The sequence below is a fragment of the Actinokineospora sp. NPDC051303 genome, assembly GCF_055586285.1.
Genome location: NZ_JBVJIN010000017.1, coordinates 1 through 24,463, shown reverse-complemented (window position 1 = coordinate 24,463; position 24,463 = coordinate 1). Strand labels below are relative to the sequence as shown.

Annotated in this window: 22 protein-coding genes; 3 read left to right on the top strand and 19 right to left on the bottom strand. The window is 69.9% G+C overall.

Annotation, left to right across the window (positions count from 1 at the left end; all coding sequences use genetic code 11):
• Positions 1-52: 52 nt before the first annotated feature.
• The 16 genes from nuoN to ACZ6SD_RS15160 form a co-directional block, all read right to left on the bottom strand.
• On the bottom strand, positions 53-1,621 hold the full coding sequence (gene nuoN / locus ACZ6SD_RS15235; protein WP_465317654.1) for an NADH-quinone oxidoreductase subunit NuoN: 1,569 nt from the start codon (positions 1,619-1,621) through the stop codon (positions 53-55).
• A gap of 8 nt (positions 1,622-1,629) precedes the next feature.
• Positions 1,630-3,294 (bottom strand): NADH-quinone oxidoreductase subunit M, encoded by a 1,665-nt coding sequence (locus tag ACZ6SD_RS15230; protein ID WP_465317556.1) that lies wholly within the window; start codon positions 3,292-3,294, stop codon positions 1,630-1,632.
• On the bottom strand, positions 3,291-5,222 hold the full coding sequence (nuoL, locus tag ACZ6SD_RS15225) for an NADH-quinone oxidoreductase subunit L (RefSeq protein ID WP_465317653.1): 1,932 nt from the start codon (positions 5,220-5,222) through the stop codon (positions 3,291-3,293). Before nuoL ends, ACZ6SD_RS15230 begins: the two co-directional genes overlap by 4 nt.
• 47 nt (positions 5,223-5,269) lie before the next feature.
• Entirely contained in the window at positions 5,270-5,569 is a 300-nt protein-coding gene (gene nuoK / locus ACZ6SD_RS15220; protein ID WP_465317555.1) for an NADH-quinone oxidoreductase subunit NuoK, read from the bottom strand.
• A complete protein-coding gene (locus tag ACZ6SD_RS15215; RefSeq protein ID WP_465317554.1) occupies positions 5,566-6,405 on the bottom strand; it encodes an NADH-quinone oxidoreductase subunit J in 840 nt (279 codons plus the stop codon). Before ACZ6SD_RS15215 ends, nuoK begins: the two co-directional genes overlap by 4 nt.
• Positions 6,402-6,938: an NADH-quinone oxidoreductase subunit NuoI gene (gene nuoI / locus ACZ6SD_RS15210; protein WP_465317553.1), complete on the bottom strand. Its 537-nt coding sequence runs from the start codon at positions 6,936-6,938 to the stop codon at positions 6,402-6,404. Before nuoI ends, ACZ6SD_RS15215 begins: the two co-directional genes overlap by 4 nt.
• Positions 6,935-8,236 carry an NADH-quinone oxidoreductase subunit NuoH gene (nuoH, locus tag ACZ6SD_RS15205; RefSeq protein WP_465317552.1) on the bottom strand — a complete coding sequence of 434 codons (1,302 nt, stop codon included), beginning with the start codon at positions 8,234-8,236 and terminating at the stop codon, positions 6,935-6,937. Before nuoH ends, nuoI begins: the two co-directional genes overlap by 4 nt.
• Entirely contained in the window at positions 8,233-10,692 is a 2,460-nt protein-coding gene (locus tag ACZ6SD_RS15200; protein ID WP_465317551.1) for an NADH-quinone oxidoreductase subunit G, read from the bottom strand. The genes nuoH and ACZ6SD_RS15200 overlap by 4 nt, the downstream gene beginning before the upstream one ends.
• The gene (gene nuoF, locus ACZ6SD_RS15195) at positions 10,689-11,984 is read right to left on the bottom strand and encodes an NADH-quinone oxidoreductase subunit NuoF (RefSeq protein WP_465317550.1); all 1,296 of its coding nucleotides are present in this window, start codon (positions 11,982-11,984) and stop codon (positions 10,689-10,691) included. Before nuoF ends, ACZ6SD_RS15200 begins: the two co-directional genes overlap by 4 nt.
• Positions 11,981-12,841, bottom strand: a complete 861-nt coding sequence (gene nuoE / locus ACZ6SD_RS15190; protein ID WP_465317549.1) for an NADH-quinone oxidoreductase subunit NuoE — start codon at positions 12,839-12,841, stop codon at positions 11,981-11,983. Before nuoE ends, nuoF begins: the two co-directional genes overlap by 4 nt.
• Positions 12,838-14,169 carry an NADH-quinone oxidoreductase subunit D gene (locus tag ACZ6SD_RS15185; protein ID WP_465317548.1) on the bottom strand — a complete coding sequence of 444 codons (1,332 nt, stop codon included), beginning with the start codon at positions 14,167-14,169 and terminating at the stop codon, positions 12,838-12,840. The genes nuoE and ACZ6SD_RS15185 overlap by 4 nt, the downstream gene beginning before the upstream one ends.
• A complete protein-coding gene (locus ACZ6SD_RS15180; RefSeq protein ID WP_465317547.1) occupies positions 14,166-14,969 on the bottom strand; it encodes an NADH-quinone oxidoreductase subunit C in 804 nt (267 codons plus the stop codon). Before ACZ6SD_RS15180 ends, ACZ6SD_RS15185 begins: the two co-directional genes overlap by 4 nt.
• A gap of 6 nt (positions 14,970-14,975) precedes the next feature.
• A complete protein-coding gene (locus ACZ6SD_RS15175) occupies positions 14,976-15,524 on the bottom strand; it encodes a NuoB/complex I 20 kDa subunit family protein (protein WP_091453936.1) in 549 nt (182 codons plus the stop codon).
• 37 nt (positions 15,525-15,561) lie between these two features.
• Positions 15,562-15,960 (bottom strand): NADH-quinone oxidoreductase subunit A, encoded by a 399-nt coding sequence (locus ACZ6SD_RS15170; protein WP_465317652.1) that lies wholly within the window; start codon positions 15,958-15,960, stop codon positions 15,562-15,564.
• Positions 15,961-16,211: 251 nt separating this feature from the next.
• Entirely contained in the window at positions 16,212-16,445 is a 234-nt protein-coding gene (locus tag ACZ6SD_RS15165) for a hypothetical protein (protein ID WP_465317546.1), read from the bottom strand.
• A 173-nt stretch (positions 16,446-16,618) separates the two neighbouring features.
• Entirely contained in the window at positions 16,619-17,917 is a 1,299-nt protein-coding gene (locus tag ACZ6SD_RS15160; protein ID WP_465317545.1) for a geranylgeranyl reductase family protein, read from the bottom strand.
• Between the two features lie 112 nt (positions 17,918-18,029).
• Here ACZ6SD_RS15160 and ACZ6SD_RS15155 point away from each other — a divergent pair, with 112 nt between their 5' ends.
• The gene (locus ACZ6SD_RS15155; protein ID WP_465317544.1) at positions 18,030-18,701 is read left to right on the top strand and encodes a DUF4328 domain-containing protein; all 672 of its coding nucleotides are present in this window, start codon (positions 18,030-18,032) and stop codon (positions 18,699-18,701) included.
• A gap of 600 nt (positions 18,702-19,301) precedes the next feature.
• On the opposite strand, the gene ACZ6SD_RS15150 is transcribed toward ACZ6SD_RS15155, so the two are convergent.
• The 3 genes from ACZ6SD_RS15150 to ACZ6SD_RS15140 all read right to left on the bottom strand — a co-directional run bounded on the left by ACZ6SD_RS15150 (position 19,302) and on the right by ACZ6SD_RS15140 (position 22,353).
• Positions 19,302-20,111 carry an HAD family hydrolase gene (locus ACZ6SD_RS15150; protein ID WP_465317651.1) on the bottom strand — a complete coding sequence of 270 codons (810 nt, stop codon included), beginning with the start codon at positions 20,109-20,111 and terminating at the stop codon, positions 19,302-19,304.
• Between the two features lie 171 nt (positions 20,112-20,282).
• On the bottom strand, positions 20,283-21,545 hold the full coding sequence (locus tag ACZ6SD_RS15145; RefSeq protein ID WP_465317543.1) for a DUF5667 domain-containing protein: 1,263 nt from the start codon (positions 21,543-21,545) through the stop codon (positions 20,283-20,285).
• A 121-nt stretch (positions 21,546-21,666) separates the two neighbouring features.
• Complete coding sequence (locus tag ACZ6SD_RS15140; protein ID WP_465317542.1) at positions 21,667-22,353, bottom strand: sigma-70 family RNA polymerase sigma factor; 687 nt, start codon at positions 22,351-22,353, stop codon at positions 21,667-21,669.
• A gap of 205 nt (positions 22,354-22,558) precedes the next feature.
• Between ACZ6SD_RS15140 and ACZ6SD_RS15135 the strand changes: the two genes are divergently transcribed.
• Both ACZ6SD_RS15135 and ACZ6SD_RS15130 read left to right on the top strand, forming a co-directional pair.
• Positions 22,559-24,073 (top strand): AMP-binding protein, encoded by a 1,515-nt coding sequence (locus ACZ6SD_RS15135; RefSeq protein ID WP_465317541.1) that lies wholly within the window; start codon positions 22,559-22,561, stop codon positions 24,071-24,073.
• On the top strand, positions 24,070-24,306 hold the full coding sequence (locus ACZ6SD_RS15130) for a glutaredoxin family protein (RefSeq protein WP_465317540.1): 237 nt from the start codon (positions 24,070-24,072) through the stop codon (positions 24,304-24,306). The genes ACZ6SD_RS15135 and ACZ6SD_RS15130 overlap by 4 nt, the downstream gene beginning before the upstream one ends.
• The last annotated feature ends 157 nt before the right edge of the window (positions 24,307-24,463 follow it).

Sequence of the window (24,463 nt, the reverse complement as noted above, 5' to 3'; positions counted from 1 at the left end):
CACTTCCGCCGAGCGGGAAGTGGCCTTTGGTTTACGCGCTGTGCGCGGTGGACTACTGAATGGCGAACACTCCGCCTGCCGCCCAGTCCAGCGCGAACGCGGGGGCGATGCCGAGCAGCAGGGTGACCAGCACGCCGAGGGTGATGGCCGCGGTGGTGAACGCGCCGGGCACGGTCACCGTGGGGCCTTCCGCGGCGGGCTCGCTGAAGTACATCAGCACGATCACCCGCAGGTAGAAGAACGCCGCGACCGCGGAGGCGACCAGCGCGACCACCACCAGCGGGGCCATGCCATCGGCGATCGCGGCCTCGAACACCACGAACTTCCCGACGAACCCGCTGGTCAGCGGGATGCCCGCGAGGGCGAGCAGCAGGAAGGTGAACACCCCGGCGACCAGCGGCGACCGCTTCGCCAGGCCCGCCCACTGCGACAGGTGGGTGGCCTCGCCGGAGGAGTCGCGGACCAGGCTGATCACGCCGAACGTGGCCAGCGTGGTGAAGCCGTAGGTGAGCAGGTAGAACAACGTGCCGGACAGGCCCTTGTCGGTGAGCGCGATCGAACCGACCAGCAGGAAGCCCGCGTGCGCCACCGACGAGTAGGCGATCATGCGCTTCACGTCGGTCTGGGTGAGGCCGAGGATCGCGCCGATGACCATGGACACGATGGCCACGCCCCACAGCACGCCGCGCCATTCCCAGTTGGTCGACTCGAAGGCGACCTGCAGCACGCGCAGGATGCCGCCGAACGCGGCGACCTTGGTGCAGGCGGCCATGAACGCGGTGACCGGGGTCGGCGCGCCCTGGTAGACGTCGGGGGTCCAGGTGTGGAACGGGCCGACGGACGCCTTGAACAGCAGGCCGACCACCAACAGGCCCATGCCCGCGAACAGCAGCGTGTCAGAGCGGTCGCTGCCCGCGGCGGACGCGGCGATGTCGGCGAGCCGCACGGAGCCGGAGTAGCCGTAGAGCAGGGCGATGCCGTAGAGGAAGAACGCCGAGGCGAACGCGCCGAGCAGGAAGTACTTGACCGCGGCCTCCTGGGAGAGCAGGCGGCGACGACGGGCCAGGCCGCACATCAGGTATAGCGGCAGCGACAGCACTTCCAGCGCGATGAACATGGTCAGCAGGTCGTTGGCCGCGCAGAAGATCATCATGCCGCCGAGCGCGAACAGCGTCAGCGGGAAGACCTCGGTCTGCATGCCGGTTGAGGCGACCTGCGCGCGGTCCTGGACGGTGCCGGGCCGGATCGCGGCGCTGGCGACGAACGCGCCGCCCGGCTCGACGGACCGGTCGGCGATCATCAGCACCGCGCCAAGCGACAGCGCGAGCAGCGTGCCCCACAGGAACAGCGCGGGCCGGTCGACCGCGAGCGTGCCGTACATGGCCTGCTCACCGGCCGCGGGCGCGTCGCTGAGGTAGATCGCGAGCACCACGCCCGCGCCCGCCAGCGCGAGCAGGGTGAGCACCACCTGGAACGGCCAGCGCTGGTGCCGGGGCAGGAACGCCTCGAACAGCACGCCGACGCAGGCCGCGCCGAGCACGATCAGGATGGGCCACACAGCGTCCAGGGGCGGAGCCTCCACCTTGGGCGGCGCGGGCGGCTCCTGGGCGAGCAGGAGCACCGAGGAGATCACGGACACTGCAGTTGCCTCTCTGCGGACTGGACCGGCTGGACCGGGTCGACCAGGCGCGCCTCGCACATCGTGGCGTCCACGGTGGGCGTCACGGTGTCGAGGACGGGCTTCGGGTACACGCCCAGGCCGACGATCAGCAGGAGCAGCGGCGCGAGGACCGCTTTCTCCCGGCCGTTCAGGTCGAAGATGCCCTTCTTCGCGCCGACCTCGGGGTCGAGCACGACCGCGCGGGCCGCGCCGGGGCCGCCGCGCGCGGTGTCGACGGCCAGTGTGTCGACGGCCAGTGTGTCCCCACCGCTGTCCACTAGCGCGCTGCCGCGCAGCGGCCCCTGCATGACCCGCTGGTAGAGCCACAGCACGTAGAGCGCGGCGAAGATCATGCCAACGGTGGCGATGATCGTGAAGACCGGCGCGTTCGGGAAGGAGCCGATGAGCACCAGGAACTCGCTGACGAAGGAGTTGGTGCCCGGCAGCGACAGCGTGCTCAGGCCCGCGATCAGCAGCATCCCGGCCAGCAGCGGGGTCAGCTTCGCCATGCCGCCGTAGTCGGCGATGCGGGTGGAGCCGCCGCGGGCGATCACCATGCCCACGACCAGGATCAGCGTCCCGGTGGCGATGCTGTGGTTGACCATGTAGGTGACCGAGCCGGTCATGGCCTGCGAGCTGAACGCGAAGATGCCCAGCGCGATGAAGCCGAAGTGGGCGATGGAGACATACGCGATGAACCGCTTCATGTCGGTCTGCCCGGTGGCCAGCAGCGAGCCGTAGACCACGCCCGCGACCGCGAGGATCAGCACCAGCGGGGCGAGTTCTGCGCTGGCGGCGGGGAACATCGGCAGCAGGTAGCGCAGGAAGCCGAAGGTGCCGACCTTGTCCAGGATGCCCACGAGCAGCACCGCGACGCCGATGGGCGCCTCGGCGGTGGCGTCGGGCAGCCAGGTGTGCAGCGGCACCAGCGGCGCCTTGACCGCGAAGGCGATGAAGAAGCCGAAGAACAGCCAGATTTGCGTCGACAGCGGCGCGTCGCTCACGACCCGCACCAGGGTGGCCCAGTCGAAGGTGCCCTGCCCCAGTTCCTCGCCCGCCATGACGTAGCAGCCGATGACCGAGGCCAGCATGATCAGGCCGCCGAGGAAGGAGTACAGGAAGAACTTGACCGCCGCGTACTGCCTGCGCGCGCCGCCGTAGGAGCCGATCAGGAAGTACATCGGGATCAGCATGATCTCGAACAGCACGTAGAACAGGAACACGTCGGTCGCGGCGAACACGCCCACGGTCAGCGCCTGTTCCAGCAGGATCAGCCCGAAGAACCCGCCAGCGGTGCGGCCCTCTGGCAGCTTCTCGGCCCAACCCGCGCCGATCACCAGCGGCACCAGCAGCGCGATGACCGCGATCATCACCAGCGCGATGCCGTCGACGCCGAAGGAGATGTGCACCCCGAACGCGGGAATCCAGTCGAACGAGAACGCCTGTTGCAGGCGCGCCCCGCCCGGCTCGAAGCTGGCCCACGCGACCAGCGCGAGCACGAACTCGACCACCGAGAACCCGAGGGCGGCGAGTTTGGCGGTGCGGTCGTTGCCGCGCAGCGCGACCACGACGGCCGCGCCGACCAGCGGCAGCAGCAGAAGCGCCGCCAGCAGCCAGGACCCCGACGTGCTCATCCGAACCTCACCATCAGCAGTGCGGCGATCACCAGGATCGACCCTCCGAGCATGGACAGCGCGTAGGAGCGCACGAACCCGGTCTGCATCCGCCGCAGTCGCCCGGAGCTGCCGCCCAGGCTTGCCGCGATGCCGTTGACCAGGCCGTCGACGCCCCGGTTGTCGATGTAGACCAGCGCCCGGGTCAGCCAGACCCCCGGCCGGGCGAACAGCGCCTCGTTGAGGTGGTTGCCGTAGAGGTCGGCGCGCGCGGCACGGACCGGGAACGACACCCGCCTCGGCCGGGTCACCGGCTGCTCACCCCGGCCGAAGAGCAGGAACGCCAGGCCCGCGCCCAGCGCCGAGATGGCCACGGTGAGGAACCCGACCATGCCGTGCGAGAGCGGCCCGTGCTCCTCGACCAGCGGGCCGATCGACGGGGTGAGCCACTCGGGCAGCGTCCCGCTGAGTGTCAGACCGGCGAAGACGGAGCCGATGGCCAGCACGATCATCGGGATCGTCATCGTCGCGGGCGCCTCGTGCGGGTGGTAGTCGCGGCCGTCCTCGCTCTTGAGGTCCGTCCAGCGGGGCTTGCCGAGGAACACCAGGATCAGCAGCCGGGTCATGTAGAACGCGGTCAGACCAGCGCCCAGCAGCGCGATCCCGCCGAACACCCAGCCGCGGTTGCCCGGCTCGCTGAACGCGGCGGCGATGATGGCGTCCTTGGAGAAGTACCCGGACAGGAACGGGAAGCCGATCAGCGCCAGGTAGCCCAGGGTCCAGGTGACGAACGTGATCGGCATCTTGCGCGCCAGCCCGCCCATCCGCCGGATGTCGCCCTCGTCGTTCATGCCGTGCATGACCGACCCGGCGCCGAGGAACAGCCCGGCCTTGAAGAAGCCGTGCGTGAGCAGGTGCAGGATGCCGAACGCGTACCCGGCCGGGCCGAGGCCCACGGCGAGGATCATGTACCCGATCTGGCTGACCGTGGAGTAGGCCAAGACCTTCTTGAAGTCGTCGTAGGCGCAGCCGATCACGCACCCGATGAGCAGGGTGACCGCGCCAATGATCATCACGACCAGGCGCGCGTCGGCGGCCTGCGGCAGCGAGTAGATCGGGCTGCACCGGGCGATGAGGTACACGCCCGCGGTGACCATGGTCGCCGCGTGGATCAGCGCGGACACCGGCGTCGGGCCCGCCATCGCGTCGGGCAGCCACGCCTGGAGCGGGAACTGGCCGGACTTGCCGCACGCGCCGAGCAGGAGCAGCAGACCGATCGCCACGACCGTGCCGGTCGACTGGTTCCCGATCTGGGCGAACACCACGTCGTACTGGGTGCTGCCCATGGTCTTGAACATCAGGAAGATCGCCAGCGCCAGGCCGACGTCGCCGACCCGGTTCATCAGGAACGCCTTCTTCGCCGCCGTGGCCGCGAAGTCCTTGCCCTGGTACCAGCCGATCAGCAGGAACGAGGCGAGGCCGACACCTTCCCAGCCGAAGTAGAGCGTCACGAACCCGTTGCCCAGCACCAGCAGCAGCATCGCGGAGACGAACAGGTTCAGGTACGCGAAGAAGCGGCGGCGGTCGCGGTCGTCGGCCATGTAGCCGATCGAGTAGATGTGGATCAGCGCGCCGACGCCGGTGATCAGCAGCACGAACGTCAGCGACAGCGGGTCGATCCGCAGGCCGAACTCGACGTCGAGGGCGTTGACCGGCATCCAGTCGAACAGGTGCGCCTCGCGCACCCGCTGGTCCTCGGGGAGCGAGGTCGTGCCGAAGAAGAGGACCAGCCCGTAGACGAACGCGGCGATGACCGTGCCGCTGCCGAGCAGGTGCCCCCACTTGTCGGTGCGCCGCCCGCCGATGAGCAGCACGGCCGCGCCGAGCGCGGGCAGCACCAGCAGCAGCCAGGCGGCGCCCGCGGCGCCGGAGGCCTGCTGGACTTCCATGGCCAGGTTCGTTCCCGGCACCGAGATTCCCGTCACGGAAGTGCTCCCTAGTACTTCAGCAGGTTGGCGTCGTCGACCGAGGCGGTGCGGCGGGTGCGGAAGATCGACATGATGATCGCGAGGCCGACCACGACCTCAGCGGCGGCGACGACCATCACGAAGAACGCCATCACCTGGCCGGACAGGGTGCCGTTGATCCGCGCGAAGGTCACCAGCGACAGGTTCACCGCGTTGAGCATCAGCTCGACGCACATGAACACGACGATCGCGTTGCGGCGCACCAGCACGCCCACCGCGCCGATGGTGAACAGCAGCGCCGACAGCAGCAGGTAATACGACGGGGTCACGCTTGGTCCTCCTTGCCCGGAGCGAGCGCGCGGGCGTCGGGGCCGGGCAGGGCGCCCGCGACGGCCTTGCGCTCCTCGTCCAGCTTCTCGGCGGCGGTGGCCTCGATGAGCCGCGACAGCGACTCCGGCGCGACCGAGCCGTCCGGCAGCAGCGCCGGGGTGGCCACCGAGTTCGATGTGGCGAACACGCCGGGGCCGGGCAGCGGCGACGGGCGGTCGTGCTCGCCGCGGAAGCGGGCCTCGACGGTTTCCTTCTGCGTCTTCTTGCCGCGCTGGTGGCGGTCGACGTAGCCGAGCACCATCGCGCCGATGGCGGCGGTGATCAGCAGCGCCGAGGTCAGCTCGAACGGGAACAGGTAGTCGGTGAAGATCTCGTTGCCGATGTTGGCGACGTTGCCCTTGCCGCCGTTCGCCTCGTCGCCGGAAAGCCCGATAGGCCGCACGTCGGTAAGCGAGCGGGCGACCGCGCCGACGATCAGCACGGCGAGCCCGACGCCGAGCACGCCCGCCCACAGCCGCTGGCCGCGCAGCACCTCGACCACCGAGTCCGAGGAGTCGCGGCCGACCAGCATCAGCACGAACAGGAACAGCATCATGATCGCGCCGGTGTAGACGATGATCTGCACGAAGCCCAGGAACGGCGCCTGCTGCACCAGGTAGATCACGCCCAGGCTGAGCATGGTCAGCACCAGGAACAGCGCGGAGTGCACGGCGTTGCGGGCGAAGATCATGCCCAGGCCGCCCGCGAGGGCCAGCGGCCCCAGAATCCAGAACGCGATGGCCTCACCGGTGGTGACGGTGGTGGCGGCCTCTTGGGCCAGCAGCAGCGCGCTCACTTGGCCTCCTCCTGGACCGCGCCCTTGTGCTCCAGCTCAGGACCCTTGACGTAGTAGTCCTGCTCGGTCTCGCCGAGGCGCATCGGGTGCGGCGGCTGCTCCATGCCCGGCAGCAGCGGCGCGAGCAGCTGCTCCTTGGTGTAGATGAGCCGCTGCCGGTCGTCGTCGGCGAGCTCGAAGTCGTTGAGCATGGTCAGCGACCGGGTCGGGCACGCCTCGATGCACAGGCCGCAGCCGATGCAGCGCAGGTAGTTGATCTGGTAGTCGGCGCCGTAGCGCTCCCCCGGCGAGTACCGCGCCTCGTCGGTGTTGTCGCCGCCCTCCACGAAGATCGCGTCCGCCGGGCAGGCCCACGCGCACAGCTCGCAGCCGACGCACTTCTCCAGCCCGTCCGGGTGCCGGTTGAGCTGGTGGCGGCCGTGGTAGCGGGGAGCGGTGCCGGGGAAGTTCTCCGGGTACTCCTCGGTCACGACCTTCTTGAACATCGTGCTGAAGGTGACGCCGAAGCCCTTCAACGGGTCGAAGATGCTCACTTCTTGGACTCCTTCGCCGAAGTCGACCCGACGGCGGCCGGTTCGCGCTTGCGCCGGGACCGCGCGGGCTTGGCCGCGACCTTGCTCGGGATGGTGAGGTCGAGCGGCGGGACGGGGTAGCCGCCGCCGGTGACCGGGACCTGGTTCTCGTCCTCGTCGCGGGCCGCGCGGTCGGGCAGCAGGAAGCTGAGCCCGATCAGGACCACCAGCACGATGCCGCCCGCGACCAGGATGGTGCCCGCGGAGATCTCGCCCTCGCTGCGGAACGCCCGCAGGGCGACCACGAGCACGATCCACACCAGGTTCGCCGGGACCAGGACCTTCCAGCCCAGCCGCATGAACTGGTCGTAGCGCATCCGGGGCAGCGTGCCACGCAGCCAGATGAACACGAACAGGAACACCCAGGTCTTGCCGAAGAACCACAGCAGCGGCCACCAGCCGCTGTTGAAGTAGTTGTCGTTGATCAGCGAGATCGGCCAGGGGGCCATCCACCCGCCGAAGAACAGCGTGGTGCAGAACGCGGAGACGATGACCATGTTGACGTACTCGGCGAGGAAGAACAGCGCGAACTTCATCGAGCTGTACTCGGTGTGGAAGCCGCCGACGAGCTCCGACTCGGCCTCGGGGAGGTCGAACGGGGCCCGGTTCGTCTCGCCGATCATCGAGATGAAGTAGATGGCGAAACTGGGGAACAGCAGGTAGAAGTACCAGCCGCCGGATTGCGCCGCCACGATGTCGCCGGTGGAGAGCGAGCCAGCGTAGAGGATGACCGCGACGATCGACAGGCCCATGGCGATCTCGTAGGAGATCACCTGCGCCGCCGAGCGCAGCCCGCCGAGCAGCGGGTACGGCGAGCCGGACGACCAGCCGGCGAGCACGATGCCGTAGACGCCCATCGACGAGCAGGCCAGCACGACCAGCACGCCGACCGGCAGGTCGACCAGCTGCAGCACGGTGCGCTCGCCGAAGATCGAGACCTCCGGTCCGAACGGGATCACCGAGAAGGCCAGGAACGCCGGGATCACGGACATGACCGGGGCCAGGAAGTAGACCTTCCGGTCGGCCGTGTCCGGGATGATCTGCTCCTTGAACGGCAGCTTGATCGCGTCCGCGAGGGACTGGAACCAGCCGTTCGGGCCGACCCGGTTGGGGCCGGGGCGGTGCTGCATCCTGGCGACGATCTTGCGCTCTAGAATGATCATGGCCATGGTGGCGAGCGCGCCGAGCGCGAGCAGCGCCACGGCTTTGATCAGGATCAGCCAGAGCGGGTCGTCGGCGAGCAGTTCGGCCCGGGTCATGCGTTGCCTCCACTTACTGACACCACGGCGCCGTGCCCGACGCCGAGGACCCGGCGCACGGCTGCGGGCCCGGAGTTGCCGGGCAGCCAGACCACGCCGTCTGGCAGGTCGGCGACCTCGACCGGGACGGTGATCGTGCCCCGGTCGGTCGAGACGTTCACCGTGCCGGTGACCGGGACGCGCAGCGCGGTCGCGGTCTTGAGCGACAGGCGGGCGACGACCGGTCGGGCGGTGCCCGCCAGGTGCGGCTCGCCGTCTTGCAGCGACCCGTTGTCCAGCAGCATCCGCCAGGTCGCCAGCACGGCCTGCCCGACGCCGGGGGCGAGCGCGGCGGCCGACGCGGCGGCGCTGGACGCGGTCTCGCGCGGGGGCTTCGCGGTGCGGGCGACAGCGGGCAACCGGGCCAGGTCGGCGGCGCTGGCGGCCGGGGTCTGGGTGAACAGGTCGACGTCCATCTCCACGGCCAGCGAGTCCAGCACCCGGCAGTCCGGCAGCGCGCCGGTGCCTTCCAGGGTGCTGGCGAACTCGCGGCGGCGGCCCTCCCAGTTGAGGTAGCTGCCGGACTTCTCCGCGGCCGGGGCGATCGGCAGCACCACGTCGGCGTGCGCGGTGACCGCGCTGTGCCGCAGCTCCAGGCTCACCACGAACCCGACCGTCTTGAGCGCCCGCTCGGCCAGCACCGGGTCGGCGAGGTCGTCGGGGTCGACACCGCCGACGACCAGCGCGTCGAGCTGGTAGGCAGCGGCGGCGGCCAGGATCTCGTCGGTGTCGCGGCCGGTCAGGCTGGGCAGCGCGCCCTCGGCCAGGCCCCACACCTGCTCGACCACCGCGCGGGCCTTGGCGTCGGCGACCAGCCGCCCGCCAGGCAACAGCGTCGGCGCGGCGCCCGCGTCGAGCGCGCCCCGCTCACCCGCCCGCCGCGGAATCCAGGCGACCTTGGCCCCTGTCGACCCGGCCAGCCGCAGCACGGCGCTGAGCAGGCCGGACACCGTCGCCGCGCGCTCGCCGACCAGGATGACCGCGCCCGGTTTCGCCAGCGCTTCTGCGACGTCCTCGGGCAGGGTCGCCAGCGCGCCGGGCTCGCCGCCGGGAACGCAGTGGATCAGCGTGGCGTTGGTCTTCTCGACGCTTGGGCTCGTCCACTGTCCGATGTGGAACACCTGGGTGCGGTTCTTGCGGGCCGCCTTGCGCAGCCGCAGGAACACGATCGGCGATTCCTCTTCGGCCTCGAACGCCACGGTGAGGACCGCGGGGGCGCGCTCGATGTCGGCGTAGGACGCCCCGGTCTCCGGGGTGGACCCGACCACCGTGGCCGCCAGGAAGTCCAGCTCCTCCGCGGAGTGCGGGCGGGCGCGGAAGTCGATGTCGTTGGTGCGCAACGCGATCCGGGCGAACTTGCCGTAGGCGTAGGCGTCCTCGACGGTCAACCGGCCGCCGGTCAGCACCGCGGCGCCCCGGCCGTCGCGGGCGGCGACCAGGCCCTCGGCCGCGATCTGCAGCGCCTCGGTCCAGCTCGACTCGACCAGCTCGCCGGTCTTGGCGTCGCGCACCAGCGGGCGGGTGATCCGGTCGCCCGCGCCCGCGTACCGGAACGCGAAGCGGCCCTTGTCGCAGGTCCACTCCTCGTTCACGGCCGCGTCGTCGCCCGCGAGCCGTCGCATGACCTTGCCGCGCCGCCAGTCCGAGCGGGTCGCGCAGCCGGACGCGCAGTGCTCGCACACGCCGTCGGTGGAGACCAGGTCGAACGGGCGGGAGCGGAACCGGTACGCGGCGCTGGTGAGCGCGCCGACCGGGCAGATCTGGATGGTGTTGCCGGAGAAGTACGACTGGAACGGCTTCTCTTCCGCGATGCCGATTTGCTGCTGGGCACCGCGTTCGAGCAGTTCGATGAACGGGTCGCCCGCGATCTGCGAAGAGAACCGGGTGCAGCGCTGGCAGAGCACGCAGCGCTCGCGGTCGAGCAGCACCTGCGTGGAGATCGGCAGCGGCTTCGGGAACGTCCGCTTGGTCTCCACGAACCGGGATTCCGTGCGGCCGTGGGCCATCGCCTGGTTCTGCAGCGGGCACTCGCCGCCCTTGTCGCAGATCGGGCAGTCCAGCGGGTGGTTGATGAGCAGCAGCTCCATCACGCCCTGCTGCGCCTTGTCCGCGACCGGCGAGGTGACCTGGGTCTTGACCACCATGCCGTCGGCGACGGTGATCGTGCAGGACGCCTGCGGCTTGGGCATCGGCCGCCCGCCCATCTCGACCTCGACCAGGCACTGGCGGCACGCGCCAGCCGGTTCGAGCAGCGGGTGGTCGCAGAACCGGGGGATCTGGATGCCCAGCCGCTCCGCGGTGCGGATCACCAGCTCGCCCTTGGGCGCGACAACCTCGGCCCCGTCGACGGTGAGCCGCACATGCCCTTCCGGCACGGGAGGCTTCTCCACGGAGGTGTTTTCCGGCGCGATCGTCATGAGTGCGCTCCCACGTAAACCCCGCGGTTCTGCTCGCACAGGGCGAGGAACTCGTCGCGGAAGTACTTGATGCCGCTGGTGATCGGGCTGACCGCGCCGTCGCCGAGCGCGCAGAACGACCGGCCCAGCACGTTGTCGCAGATGTCGAGCAGGGTGTCGATGTCGGCCTCGGTGCCCCGGCCCTCGACCATCCGCTCCAGGATTCCGGCCAGCCAGTAAGTGCCCTCTCGGCACGGCGTGCACTTGCCGCACGACTCGTGCTCGTAGAACTGGGTCCACTTCATGACCGCCCACGGCACCGACACGGTCTCGTTGAAGACCATGACCGCCGTGGTGCCCAGCATCGACCCGGCCGCCGCAGCGCCCTCGAAGTCCAGCGGGACGTCCAGGTGCTCGGTGGTGAACATCGGCGTGGACGACCCGCCCGGGGTCCAGAACTTGAGCGGGATGCCGTCCTTCATGCCGCCCGCGAGGTCCAGCAGCTCGCGCAGCGTCGTGCCGAGCGGGGCCTCGTACTGGCCGGGCTTCTCGACGTGCCCGGAGATCGAGTAGATCTTCGGGCCGGGCGACTTCTCAGTGCCCATGGTGCGGAACCAGTCCGCGCCGCCGTTGACGATGAACGGCACGCTGGCGATGGTCTCGACGTTGTTGACCGTCGTCGGCGCGGCGTAGAGGCCCGCGGCGGCGGGGAACGGCGGCTTGAGCCTCGGCTGGCCGCGGCGGCCCTCCAGCGAGTCGAGCAGCGCGGTTTCCTCACCGCAGATGTAGGCGCCCGCGCCCGCGTGCACGGTGATCTGCAGGTCGAACCCGGAGTCGAGGATGTTCTCACCCAGGTACCCGGCGGCGTGCGCCTCGCGGATCGCGGCGTTGAGCCTGCGGATGCAGTGCAGCGCCTCGCCGCGCACGTAGATGAAGCAGTGGTGCGACCGCATCGCGTACGAGGCGATGATGCAGCCCTCGATCAGCGAGTGCGGGTCGGCCATCATCAGCGGGATGTCCTTGCACGTGCCCGGCTCGCCCTCGTCGGCGTTGATCACCAGGTAGTGCGGCTTGTCCTCGTTGGGCGGCATGAACGACCACTTGATGCCCGCCGGGAAGCCCGCCCCGCCCCGGCCGCGCAGGCCGGAGTCCTTGACCAGCTGCACCAGCTGCTCCGGCGTGCCCTTGAGCGCCTTGCGCAGGGCGGTGTAGCCCTCCAGCTGCTCGTAGGTCTTGATCGACCACGAGGTCGGCGACAGCCAGCGCTTGGTCAGCACGGGGGTGACCGGCGCGGGCTTGTTCGGAGTCGTCATTTCTGCTGAACCTCCGGGAGCGGCGCGTTCGGCATGGGCGGAGCCGTCCAGCTGTTGGCCTCGGCGAGCGCGGCGCCGCGCAGCGTCTCGACCGCGGCGGACGGACCGTCCACACTGGACCGGTAGCTGTCCTCGTCCTCGGGCCAGAACCCGGCCAGCTCCAGCTCGGCGGTGCGGAAGTCGCGCAGCGGCGCGCCCCGAGTCGGCGCTGGCCGCTCCCCGTTGCGCAGCGCGTCGACCAGCGCGACCGCCGACTCCGGGGTCTGGTTGTCGAAGTACTCGTAGTTGACCTGGATGACCGGGCCCAGGTCGCACGCGGCCAGGCACTCGGCGTGCTCCAGCGTGATCGAGCCGGGCGCGCCCGGCTCCCCCGCGGTCTCGTTGTGCCCCAGGCGCTTGCCGTCCTCGCCCAGGTGCTCTCCGAGCGTGCGGTAAATGTCGTCGCCGCCCAGGACCGCGCACAGGGTGTTGGTGCAGACGCTGACCAGGTGCTCACCGCAAGTCTTGCGCTTGTACATCGTGTAGAACGTGGCGACAGCGCTGACCTCGGCCGCGGTAAGCCCCAACTGGAGCGCGCAGAACTGGATGCCCGCCTGGCTCACCCGGCCCTCGACCGACTGCACCAGGTGCAGCATCGGCAGCAGCGCCGACCGCGACTGCGGGTAGCGGGCGATGATCTGCCCGGCCTTCGCCACGGTGTCGGCGTCGAACACGCTCAGGTCTTCCGCGACGTCGGTCACCAGGTGCTCCGCGGGCACCGGGGCCACGCCGGTGACGTCGGTGTCGCCCACCGTCGCCTGGTGCGTCTGCCCGGCGCCAACGCTGGAGCCGCCATAAGTCGAACCGGTGCTGCTCAACGGTCACACCCCCCCATCACAGGATCGAGCGAGGCGACGGCCGCGATGACGTCGGCGAGCATGCCGCCCTCGGACATCGCGGGCATCGCCTGCAGGTTCACGAAGCTGGGCTCCCGCACGTGCACGCGCACCGGCCGGGTGCCGCCATCGGAGACCACGTGGTAGCCCAGCTCGCCGCGCGGCGACTCGATCGGCACGTACACCTGGCCCGCCGGGACCTGAAAGCCCTCGGTGACCAGCTTGAAGTGGTGGATCAGCGACTCCATCGACTGGCCCATGATCTTGCGGACGTGCTCAAGGGAGTTGCCCATGCCGTCCGCGCCGATGGTCAGCTTCGCGGGCCAGGCGATCTTCTGGTCCTCGACCATGACCGGCCCGGGCTCCAGCTTCTTGAGCGCCTGGTTGATGATCCGCAGCGACTGGTGGATCTCGTCCAGGCGCAGCAGGTAGCGGGCGAACGAGTCGGCGTCGTTCGAGGTCGGGACCTCGAAGTCGTACTCCTCGTAACCCAGGTACGGCTCGACCTTGCGCAGGTCCCAGGGCAGGCCAGCCGAGCGCAGCACCGGGCCGGTGATCCCCAGCGCCAGGCACGCGTCGACCGGGAGGTACCCGACGTCCTTGAGCCGGTTGCGCCAGATCGGCTGGCCGGTGAGCAGCTTGTCGTAGTCCGGCAGGCGCTTGGTCATGGTCCGCAGGAACTCTTTGACCTTGACCTCGTAGCCCTCGGGCAGGTCCTGGGCGACGCCGCCGGGGCGGATGAACGCGTGGTTCATCCGCAGGCCGGTCAGGAACTCCAGCAGGTGCAGCGCTTCCTCGCGCTCGCGGAAACCGGAGGTCATCGCGGTCAGCGAGCCCAGCTCCATGCCCCCGGTGGCCAGCGCGACCAGGTGCGAGCTGATCCGGTTGATCTCCAGCAGCAGCACCCGGATCACCTGCGCGCGGCGCGGGGCCTCGATGCCCAGCAGCTTCTCCACCGCCAGGCAGTACGCGGCCTCGTTGGACAGCGGCGCCAGGTAGTCCATGCGCGTCACGAACGTGACACCCTGGGTCCAGGTGCGGTACTCGCAGTTCTTCTCGATGCCGGTGTGCAGGTAGCCGATCACCGAGCGGGCCTGGGTGACCGTCTCGCCCTCCAGTTCGAGGACCAGGCGCAGCACCCCGTGCGTGGACGGGTGTTGCGGCCCCAGGTTGACGATGATGCGCTCGTCGTGGGTCGCGTCGTCCAGGACGGTGTCCCAGTCGCCGCCGGTGACCGTGTAGACCCGGCCCTCGGTGGTCTCACGCTCGGCTGCGTCCTGGATGTCCTGAATGGACTCGTTGGTGGTCACGAGTACGACCTCCGCTGGTCGGGCGGAGGGATCTCCGCGCCCTTGTACTCCACGGGGATGCCGCCGAGCGGGTAGTCCTTGCGCTGCGGGTGCCCGTCCCAGTCGTCCGGCATGAGGATGCGAGTCAGCGCGGGGTGGCCGTCGTAGACGATGCCGAACATGTCCCACGCCTCGCGCTCGTGCCAGTCCGCGGTCGGGTAGACCTCGACCACCGAGGGCACGTGCGGGTCGTCCACGTCCACGGCGACCTCCAGCCGGATGCGGCGGCGGAACGTCATGGACGTCAGGTGGTAGACCGAGTGCAGACGTTGTGGAACGTCCACTCCGTAGTCCACACCGGACACCGAGCTGCACAGCTCGAAGCGCAGCGCGGGCTCGTCGCGCAGCGCCCAGCACAGCGCGACCAGGTGCTCGCGGCTCACGTAGAAGGTGATCTCGCCGCGGTCGACGGTCACCTGCTGGATCGCGGCCTGGGGAATCTCGCGCCGGGCCATGGCCGCGGCGAGGTCGTCGGCGAACTCGTCGAACCAGCCGCCGTAGGGCCGCTCGGCCGGGGGCGGGCTGTACGCGGGCAGGCGCAGGCCGCCGAACCCGGAGGTGTCGCCGGTGCCCGCGACGTTGAACATGCCCTTGCGGGTGCGGCCAGCGGTGACCGGCTGGGGCTCGACGGGCTCGCGGTGCTCCGCGACCCCCGCGTCGGGCTCGATGCCGGTGTCCGGGCGCTGCGCGGTGGAGTTCTCGTCGCCGATCTCTTGACCGGGGGCGTCTGCCTGGGGCGTGGTGGGTTTGTCGTCAGCCATTCCGGGTCACTTCTTCGCGAATTTGACCGAGGACGCGATCAGCTCCGTGCGGGCGCCGCTGGCGGCCCGGATCGCGGCGCGGGTCGCGTTGATCGGCTCGTCCTGGATCTTGGCGTGCAGCTTGAGGATCGCGTCGAGCAGCATCTCCGGCCGCGGCGGGCACCCCGGCAGGTACATGTCGACCGGCACGATGTGGTCGACGCCCTGCACCACGGCGTAGTTGTTGAACATGCCCCCCGATGAGGCGCACACGCCCATCGCCAGCACCCAGCGCGGCTCGGCCATCTGGTCGTAGATCTGGCGCAGCACCGGGGCCATCTTGTTGGTGACCCGCCCGGCGACGATCATCAGGTCGGCCTGCCTCGGCGACGCGCGGAACGCCTCCATGCCGAACCGGGCGATGTCGTAGCGCGGCCCGCCGGTCGTCATCATCTCGATGGCGCAGCACGCGAGCCCGAACGTGGCAGGCCACAGCGAGTTCTTGCGCCCCCAGTTCACCAGCTTCTCCAAGCTGGCCAGCATGATGCCGTTGGGGAGCTTCTCCTCGATACCCATGACGTCTGCCTCCCTTCCCCCACCGTCCGTCAGTCAGTCAGTTCCAGTCGAGACCGCCGCGCCGCCACACGTAGGCGTACGCGAACCCGACCGTCGCGATGAACAAGAAGATCTCGACCAGCCCGAACATCCCCAACGCGTCCGCCGTGACCGCGAACGGGTAGAGGAACACCATCTCGATGTCGAACAAGATGAACAACATGGCGGTCAGGTAGTACGCGACCGGCACCCGCCCCCCACCGACCACCGGCTGCGGCGACGGCTCGATCCCGCACTCGTACGCCTCGAACTTGGCCCGGTTGTACCGCCGCGGCCCCAGCAGCGGCCCCAGCAGCGCGGAGAACACGGCGAACGCCGCCGCCAGGGCGAACATCACCACCAGAGGCAGGTAGACCGCCAAGTTCGACGACACATCCGAAGACTGGGCTACGAGCATGGGCACCTTCGTCGTCCTTTCCCGCGTCCTCCGGTCGGAACCCTATGGGGCATGAGTCACAGCACCGGTTGTTAGGCAGCCCTAACCATTCGGGTGGTGTTTGTGAAAACATTCACAAGCCAGACCGCCTTGTTGTGAACGGCTTCACAAGCACCGCCGCCAGTGTAGGACGTTGCTCACAGCACGAATTCCGACCCCCAGCGCAACGCCAAGTGAACACCCGGGACCACCTCCCGGGGCCGCTCAGCGAGCTAGTGCCACTTCTCAGGACGGCGATGAGTGCGAGCCCCGTCCGTCACTTCGTCCGGCAGCAGCGCGGCCGCCAGGTGAGCCTGGTTGATGAGGAACGGGACGACGTTCGGCGGAAGATGCTTGACCGGAGGCTGGTGACCAGGCGGGCAGGCAAGGTAGATCGGCCTACCCGGATCGACCTCGGCTGTGGCGGTGAGGGCCGGGTTGAGATCGCTGTCGGTGGACACCAGCACGGAGACATCGCCATAGTTTTCGGCCTGGTTGAAGCAGCTAGCCTAGAGGCATACGACGTCGGTCACGGCCGACAGGGTGGCCCCCTCGGGGGCCACATTTTTTTGTCCGGAATCCGGTGCCCCCGGCACGAGCAACCGGGGGCACCGAGACGAGCGGCTCCAGCGTGACCGCGTCAGAGGCTGGGGGCGACCTTGGTGGCGGCGGTGATGACGCGGTCGAAGGCGTCGCCGTCCTTGGGGTCGTAGAGGCCCGCGAGGAGCTTGAGGACCAGCTTCATCAGCGTCTTGCGGGGCAGGCCGTACTTGGTGGCCATGGTCATCACGGCCGGGTTGCCGATGAGCTTGGAGAACACGTTGCCCAGACGGTAGTAGCTGCCCAGAGCCTGCTTCAGCGCCACCGGGTAGCCGTTGAGTGCCCTCTCCCGAGCCGGGCCCTCGGCGCGGGCCAGGGCCTGGATGACGACCTCGGCCGCCAGCCGCGCCGACTCCATGGCGTAGCCGATGCCCTCGCCGTTGAAGGGGTTGACCAGGCCGCCCGCGTCGCCGATGAGCAGGAGGCCGTCGCGGTAGTGGGGGGTGCGGTTGAAGCCCATGGGCAGGGCCGCGCCGCCGATCTTGCTGGTGGCGTTGTGCTCGCGGAAGCCCCATTCCTCCGGGGTGCCGTCGAGCCAGGACCGCAGGAGCTGGCGGTAGTCGGTGCTGCCGAACGCCTTCGACGTCGACAGGATGCCCAGGCCGACGTTGACCGTGCCGTCGCCCATGCCGAAGATCCAGCCGTAGCCGGGGAGCAGCACCGGGTTGGCCGGGTCGGACCGGTCCCACAGTTCCAGGTGGGACTCCAGGTAGTCGTCCTTGCTGCGGGGGCTGGCGTAGTAGCGGCGGACGGCGACGCCCATGGGCCGGGTGTCGATCTTGTCGAGGCCGACGGAGAGGGCAAGGCGGGCGGAGACGCCGTCGCAGGCGAGGACCAAGGGGGCGCGGTAGGAGACCGGCGTCTTGTCGGGGCCGGTCTTGGCGGACACGCCGACCACGCGGCCGGTGCGGTCGTCGGTGACGGCTCCGGTGACGGTGGTGTTCTCCTGGAGCCGGGCGCCCGCGCGGGTGGCGGTGCGGGCCAGCATGTCGTCGAAGTCCTGGCGGGGCCGGACGACGCCGTAGGGCGGGAACGTGGCCAGGTCGGGCCAGTCCAGTTCCAGGGTGATGCCACCGCCGACGACGCGCAGGCCCTTGTTGTGCAGCCAGCCCGCCTCTTCGCGGGTGTCGATGCCCAGGTCGATCAGCTGTTTCACACCACGCGGGGTGAGCCCGTCGCCGCAGACCTTCTCGCGGGGGAAGGCGCCTTTCTCCAGCAGCAGCACATCCAGGCCCGCCCGGGCGAGGTAGGTCGCCGCGGTGGAACCGGCGGGCCCGGCGCCCACCACGATGACATCGGCGTCCTCGCCTGCCCGGCGGCGGCTGATCGCTGCGCTCATGACGCTCCTTGTGAAAGTCTTCACGTGCTGTCGCCGAGTCTAGAGGGCGGTGAAACGACGCCCGTGCGCGCAGCGATCCTCCCGGGACTGCCGAGGCGGAGGACTGCTGGCGATGACCGACCCTGAACTCATTCCACCGGTAGTGCGCCCCGCGCGCGGGGCACGGTTTGTCGCGTCGGCGTTGATCCTGCTCACCACGTCCGTCGCCTGCTTGGCGGCATGGCAGTCGTGGCGGTCGTACTGGCTGGTCCGGGACGTGCTCTCGGTCGTGCCCACGGCGACGGCCGAGCAGCTCGCCACCGCGCAGACCCGGGCCGAACTGCTTTCCTGGGCCTGGATGGGCGGAGTGGCGCTCTCGGGCGTGGCATTCCTGGCGTGGCTGTGGAAGGCGCGGGTCAACGCCGCCCGGATCTGCCTCGCCCCGCAGCGGCTGCGCGTCCGCTGGGCGCTGGGCGCCTGGTTCGTGCCCGTGGCGAACCTGTGGTGGCCCCAAATGGTGCTGGGCGACGTGTGGCGGGCGAGCAAGCCGGACGCGCCCGCGGATTTGACGACCGCGCCCGCTGGGTGGCTTGTCGGGCTCTGGTGGGGGACGTTTGTCGCCATGCACGGTGTTGATCTCTTCGCGGTGCATGTGCTGGCTGACGAAAGCTCGGTGGCGGCGTTTGAGAGTGTGTTCTTCGCGAACGTTCTCAGTGGGGGGCTGGCGGTGGTGGCGGCCGTGGCGATCCTGGTCGTGATGCGGCGGGTCGACTGGTGGCAGGCTGGTCGCGCCATTCTGCGCTGAGTTCCATTCCTTCCCGACCTTGGGTTATCCACAGGTTCAGGGTGGTTATCCACAGGGCTGGCGCGCCTCTTCCGTTCGCTGACCTGCGGCGATAGACTGGAGCGGGGCGGCCCCCCGGGGAGGGTGGGGTTTGCTGTCGCTCGGGTTGGTGGGTTTCTGGGGTGGCTGGCTGGGGCTGCCTGCTCGATGGGGTGGAGTGGTTTCTTTGGGGCCCCTACGAAGGAAGATCCCGTCGTGGGAAAGACGGGTGGGGAGCCTTCGGCCCCACGACCACGGCAAGTTTAGGGATCTTCCTTCACCCCCAAAGAAACCACTCCACCCCATCGAGCACCTGGCAGGCTCGGGTGCGGCTTCGTTGAGGGGCGGGTTCGCTGCTCGACCCGCCCCGTTGAGCACCTGGCTGGGTTTTGTGCGGCCTGGTTGGGTGCGGGGGTCTTATTCCGCTCTTGTCGAGCGTCTGCTCTAGCGGTCGCGAAGTGGCACCGGGCTTTGAAGCACCCACCCGTTGCCTGTAGGCGCTTGGTGGGACGTGGAGCAGCACGCCCGCCAGCTTCGACTGGTTGGTTTGCCGGGAGTTGTCGGAGAAGGAGTAGTTGAGTGTCAGACGGCGCGTTTGCGGTGGGCTAGGCCTGCGGCTACGGCGCCTGCTACGGCGCCTGCGCCTAGGACTGAGGGGACGCCGATTTTGGCGGCTTTGCGGCCGGTGCGGAAGTCGCGGATTTCCCAGCCGCGTTTGCGGGCGGCTTCTCGGAGGGCGCTGTCGGGGTTGACCGCGACCGCTGTACCGACGACGGAGAGCATGGGGATGTCGTTGGAAGAGTCCGAATACGCGGTGCAGCGGCGCAGGTCCAGGCCCTCCCGGGCCGCTAGGGAGCGGACCGCGTGGGCTTTGGCTGGGCCGTGGAGCATTTCGCCGACTAGTTTTCCGGTGAAGACGCCGTCTTCGCTTTCCGCGACGGTGCCCAGGGCGCCGGTGAGGCCCAGGCGGCGGGCGATGATGGTGGCCAACTCCACCGGGGTGGCGGTGACCAGCCAGACGCGTTGGCCCGCGTCCAGGTGCATCTGGGCCAGGGCGCGGGTGCCCGGCCAAATCTTGTCGGCCATGAGTTCGTCGTAGATTTCTTCGCCGAGGGTGGTTAGTTCGGCGACGGTGTGGCCTGCCACAAAGGACAGTGCCTGTTCGCGGCTGCTGCGGATGCCGTCGGCGCTTTCCTTGCCGCCCACGCGGAACATGACCTGTTGCAGGGCGAACTTGACCAAGTCCGAATTGGAGAAGAACTTGCGCGCCGCCAGGCCGCGGGCGAAGTGGAAGATCGACGCGCCCATCATGATGGTGTTGTCGACGTCGAAGAACGCCGCCGCGGTCAGGTCCGCGGGCTCCGCGGTTCTCGACGGCTCCGACTGTTCCATGGCGACGGCTGCCTCGGCGCTCGCCTCGCCCGCGAGCGCGGCCAGGCGTTCCAGTTCGGGGTTCTTCCTACCCCCACGCCGCAGGGACACCGCACGCCTCCCGTGGTTCGGGCACTCTGACCATGGCTGTAGGCACAGCGTAGCGATCCGACGGCCGGTTTCGCGCGGCCCTCAGCCGATGCCGAGCCCGGGCCCGCCGGGCAGCAGCGGCGGAAGGGCCAGCGTGGGCAGCGGCAACGGCAGCGGCGCCACGACCGGCGGCGGCGCCGGGGCGGTGACCTCCGGCGACGTCAGAGCGGGTGCGCCGATCAGCGGCGGCAGCGACACCAGGGGCGGCAGCCCGTCGGTCCCCGGCAGGTCGGCGCGCGGAGTGCCGGTGCCCGCGGGCGGCGCGCTGGACGACGGCCGCTCGCTCGGGCCGGGCGCGATGACTACTCCCGGTGTTCGCTCGTCCCCGGGCGGACTGGGATCGGGGCCCGCGGCAGGCGGTGTGAGCACCCGGGGTGAGCCCGCGCCCGCGTCGCACCGCCCGGTCGCGGGCAGTGGGCCGATCTCGTCGGCCGAACCGGAGACGACCTCCTCGCAGGGGAAGCGGGCGAGCAGCCCGGTCGACCGGGCCTCGATCTTGCCCAGCAGCGCCAGCGACGACGCGTGCCTGCTCCGCGCCGCCGCGGGCAGCCTCGGGCCGACCGCGGCAAGCCGGGCGCCGTGCTGCCGCGCCCACAGCCGCAGCGTGTCGAGCGGGCCGCTGTCGCGGGCGGTGGCGGCGGCGATGAGGCCGCGGGCGCCCGCGGTGGCGTCGTTGTCGAAGTCGCTCAGCGCGGACAGATAACCGCCAGCGGGCGCGTCGGCCGGGTTCGGGAAGCGCAGCGCCAGCGTCTCGATCTCGGTGATCCTGGCCGCGGCGAAGCCCAGGTGCTTGACCGCTTTGTCCTCGTCGCCGAAGGTCAGGCCGAGGGACGCGGCCTCGCCGGTGCGCTTCATGCCGTAGAGGGTGTCGCCGGGCAGGGCGTCGCGGGCCAGCAGCAGGCTCATCCCGGCCAGCGAGAACACCAGGGCGAGCACCGCGATGGCGGCCACCGCGAGCCTGCCGCGCGCGCCGGACCCCGCTCTGGCCGCCGCCGAGTCGGACCGGGGGCGGCTGACCCGCCGGGCGCGTGGCGCGCGGCCCGCGCGGGCGGGTCGGGGCGGGCGGCTCGGCGCGGGGGACGTGCCGCGCACCGGTTTGGCGGAAAGCTCGGCGAGGATCTTGGCGCGCATCCGGTCGGTGGCCTCGGCCCCGGGCGCGGTCAGCGGCCGCAGGCCCGCGAGCAGTTCCACGACAGCATCGACAGCGCGGTCGTCGTCGGTGAACTCCGACTCAAGCTCGACCGGCTCGCGGGGGTCGCCCGCGCGCGCGCCGCTGGGGCTCGACGGCCCCGATCCGCTCTCCACTATCCCGCTCCGACTCTTGTGGGTCTCCCCTGGTGAAACGACTGGCCAGGCCCCGGGTTACGGCGTGGCGGCGCCTGCCGTTGGCTCGACACCGGCGTAGACGACTGTGCTGTCAACGCTGTCAACGCAGTTCACCGGGCAGAAGTTGCGCGAGCCTGCGCACGGCCCGGTGCTGCAGCGCCTTCACCGCGCCCTCGTTGCGGTTCATGACCGCGGCGGTCTCAGCGACCGACAGGCCCTGCAGGAACCGCAGGACCACGCATTCGCGCTGGTCGTCGCCCAGTTGGTCGATCGAGCGCAGCAGCGCGTCGCGGGTGGCCATCGCCATGACCCGCTGCTCTGGCCCGGCCTCGACGCGTTCGGAGTCGCGGATCTCGGCGGTGACGACCTCCAGCCGGAACCGGCTCGACTTCACGTGGTCGAGCACCAGGTTGCGGGCGATGGTCACGAACCAGGCGCCCACGTCGCGGCCCTGGTAGCTGACGGAGGTGATCCGCCGCAGGGCGCGCAGGAAGGTCTCGCTGGTGACGTCCTCGGCCAGTTCGCGGTCGCCGACGCGGAAAAGGACGTACCGGAACACGACGTCCACATACCGGTTGTAGAGCTGCCCGAAGGCCACCGTGTCCCCCGCCTGGGCCGCGCTGACCAGCTCCCAGGACACCGCGTGCTCGGCGTCGGGCCGCGCCTGCCCGGGTTCGCCATCGGGTGGCGGCCCGCCGGTCCGCGCGCGGCTCGACCCGGCCCGGTCCGGCGCCGGTCGGGCTGGTGGCACGGCCGCGGCCGTGTCCGATCGCGTTTGGCGGGTCATCGAGCGGCCGCACACTCCCTCGGCGTCCCCACGGTCGCCACCGTTGGGGTTTCGTCAGCAGCTTACGTCTGGTTACTTTGTGGTAGGGGACAAGTCCGGGCGTCCAAGGATGGGTTCTCCTGGGTACTTAACCCTGCCGTTGGTGATCCATGCCACACTGCGACTTCCCTGGATTCCCTGAGATCCCGAGTGAAAGGGCCTGGCGATGACCGAGGCGCCTATCGGAAACGTCGCGAACCTGGTGGCCGGAGCGTGCGAGAAGGTACCGGCCCATCCGGCTCTGGTCGATGCCTCCGCTGACCGTTCACTCACTTGGCAGCAGCTTGACACCGTCGTTGATCGTTATGCGAATGTGCTGGTGAAGGCCGGTCTCACGGCGGGCGACCGGGTCGCGCTCGCCCTGCCGAACACCCTGGCGGCCTGCGTCGCGCTGTTCGCCGTGCTCCGCGCGGGCGGGGTGGTCGTGCCGGTCGGGGTCGACGCGGCGCCCCGCGAGGTCGAGCGGCTGCTGGAGCACAGCGGGGCGAGCCTGGCCCTGGGTGTGCCCGGGACGGCCGCGCTCACCCCACCCGACCTGGACCCGTCCACTGTGGTCCCCGACGAGCGGTTCGCCGCGGTCGGCGGCGGCGAGGACCTGGCGTTCCTCTGCTACACCTCCGGCACGGCGGGCGTTCCGCGCGGCGTGATGCTCTCGCACCGCGCGCTGCTGGCCAATGTGGAGCAGTGCGCCGCCCTGCGCCCCGCCCCGGTCACCGCCACCGACCGCGTGCTCTTGGTCGTGCCGCTTTCCCACGCGTACGGACTATCCGGCCTCTGGCAAGTGGCGGCGGCGGGTGCTACCGGTGTCCTCTTGGACAAGTTCGGTGTGGACAGCGCTCTCGACGCCTGTCAGGCCAACCGGGTGACCGCCGTCGTCGGCGTGCCCGCCATGTACCAGGCTTTCGTCGCCGCGGGCGCGGACCGTCTCGGCGAGGCCCTGGCCACCGTCCGCCTCGCCACTTCCGGCGCGGCCCCGCTGGACCCGCGCACCCTGGCGCTGTTCCGCCAGGAGACAGGGCTACCGGTGTACGAGGGCTACGGCCTCACCGAGACCGGCCCCGTGCTTACCTCGACCCTGGTAAGCGGCGCCGCGAAGGCGGGCTCGGTGGGCAAACCCATTCCCGGCGTCGAACTCCGCCTGGTAGACAGCGACGGCAGGCCACTGGATTCGGACACCGACCCCGACGAGACTCTCGCCCACGATTTCCTCGCCGACGGTTCCGAAACCGGCCTCATAGCCGCCCGGGGAGCCAACCTGTTCAGCGGCTACTGGCCGGACGGCGCCCACGGCCCCGACCCCGACGGCTGGTTCCGCACCGGAGACGTCGGCTATTTCGATGACGAGGGCGATCTGAGGTTGGTAGACCGGGCCAACGACCTCATCATCGTCAACGGCTTCAACGTCTACCCCCACGAAGTCGAGCACGTGGTGATGGAACTGGACGAGGTGGCCGAGGCCGCGGCCGTGGGCATCCCCGACGACCGCACCGGCGAACGAGTCAAGGTAGTAGTGGTCCTGCACCCAGGCGCCACCCTCACCGAAGACCACCTCCGCGCCCACTGCGCACAACGGCTGGCCAGGTTCAAGATCCCCACCACCATCGAGTTCACCGCCACCCTCCCGCACTCGGTGACCGGCAAACTCCGCCGCGCCACCCTGCGCGGTAGCGTCGCTCCATGACCCACGTGACCGTAGTGACCCGCCAGGGCTGCCACGCCTGCGAGGTGGCAGAGGCCGACATAGCCCGCATCTGCGCAGACTTCACCACAGTCACCTGGGCCACCAAAGACGTCGACACCGACCCAGAACTCCGCGCGGAATACGGCGACCGAGTCCCCGTAATCCTCATCAACGGCGAAGAACACGGTTACTGGAAAGTCGAAGAACCCCGCCTACGCGCCGCCCTAACCTAACCTGAACCACAGACATAGACATAGACATAGAGACAGCCCTAAACCCACCCCCCTGCCAGGCAGCACCAACGCCCGCCAGGTGCTCGATGGGGTGGAGTGGTTTCTTCGGGGGAGAAGGAAGATCGCTAAGCTGGCTCCGCACGTGTGAGGCCGAAGG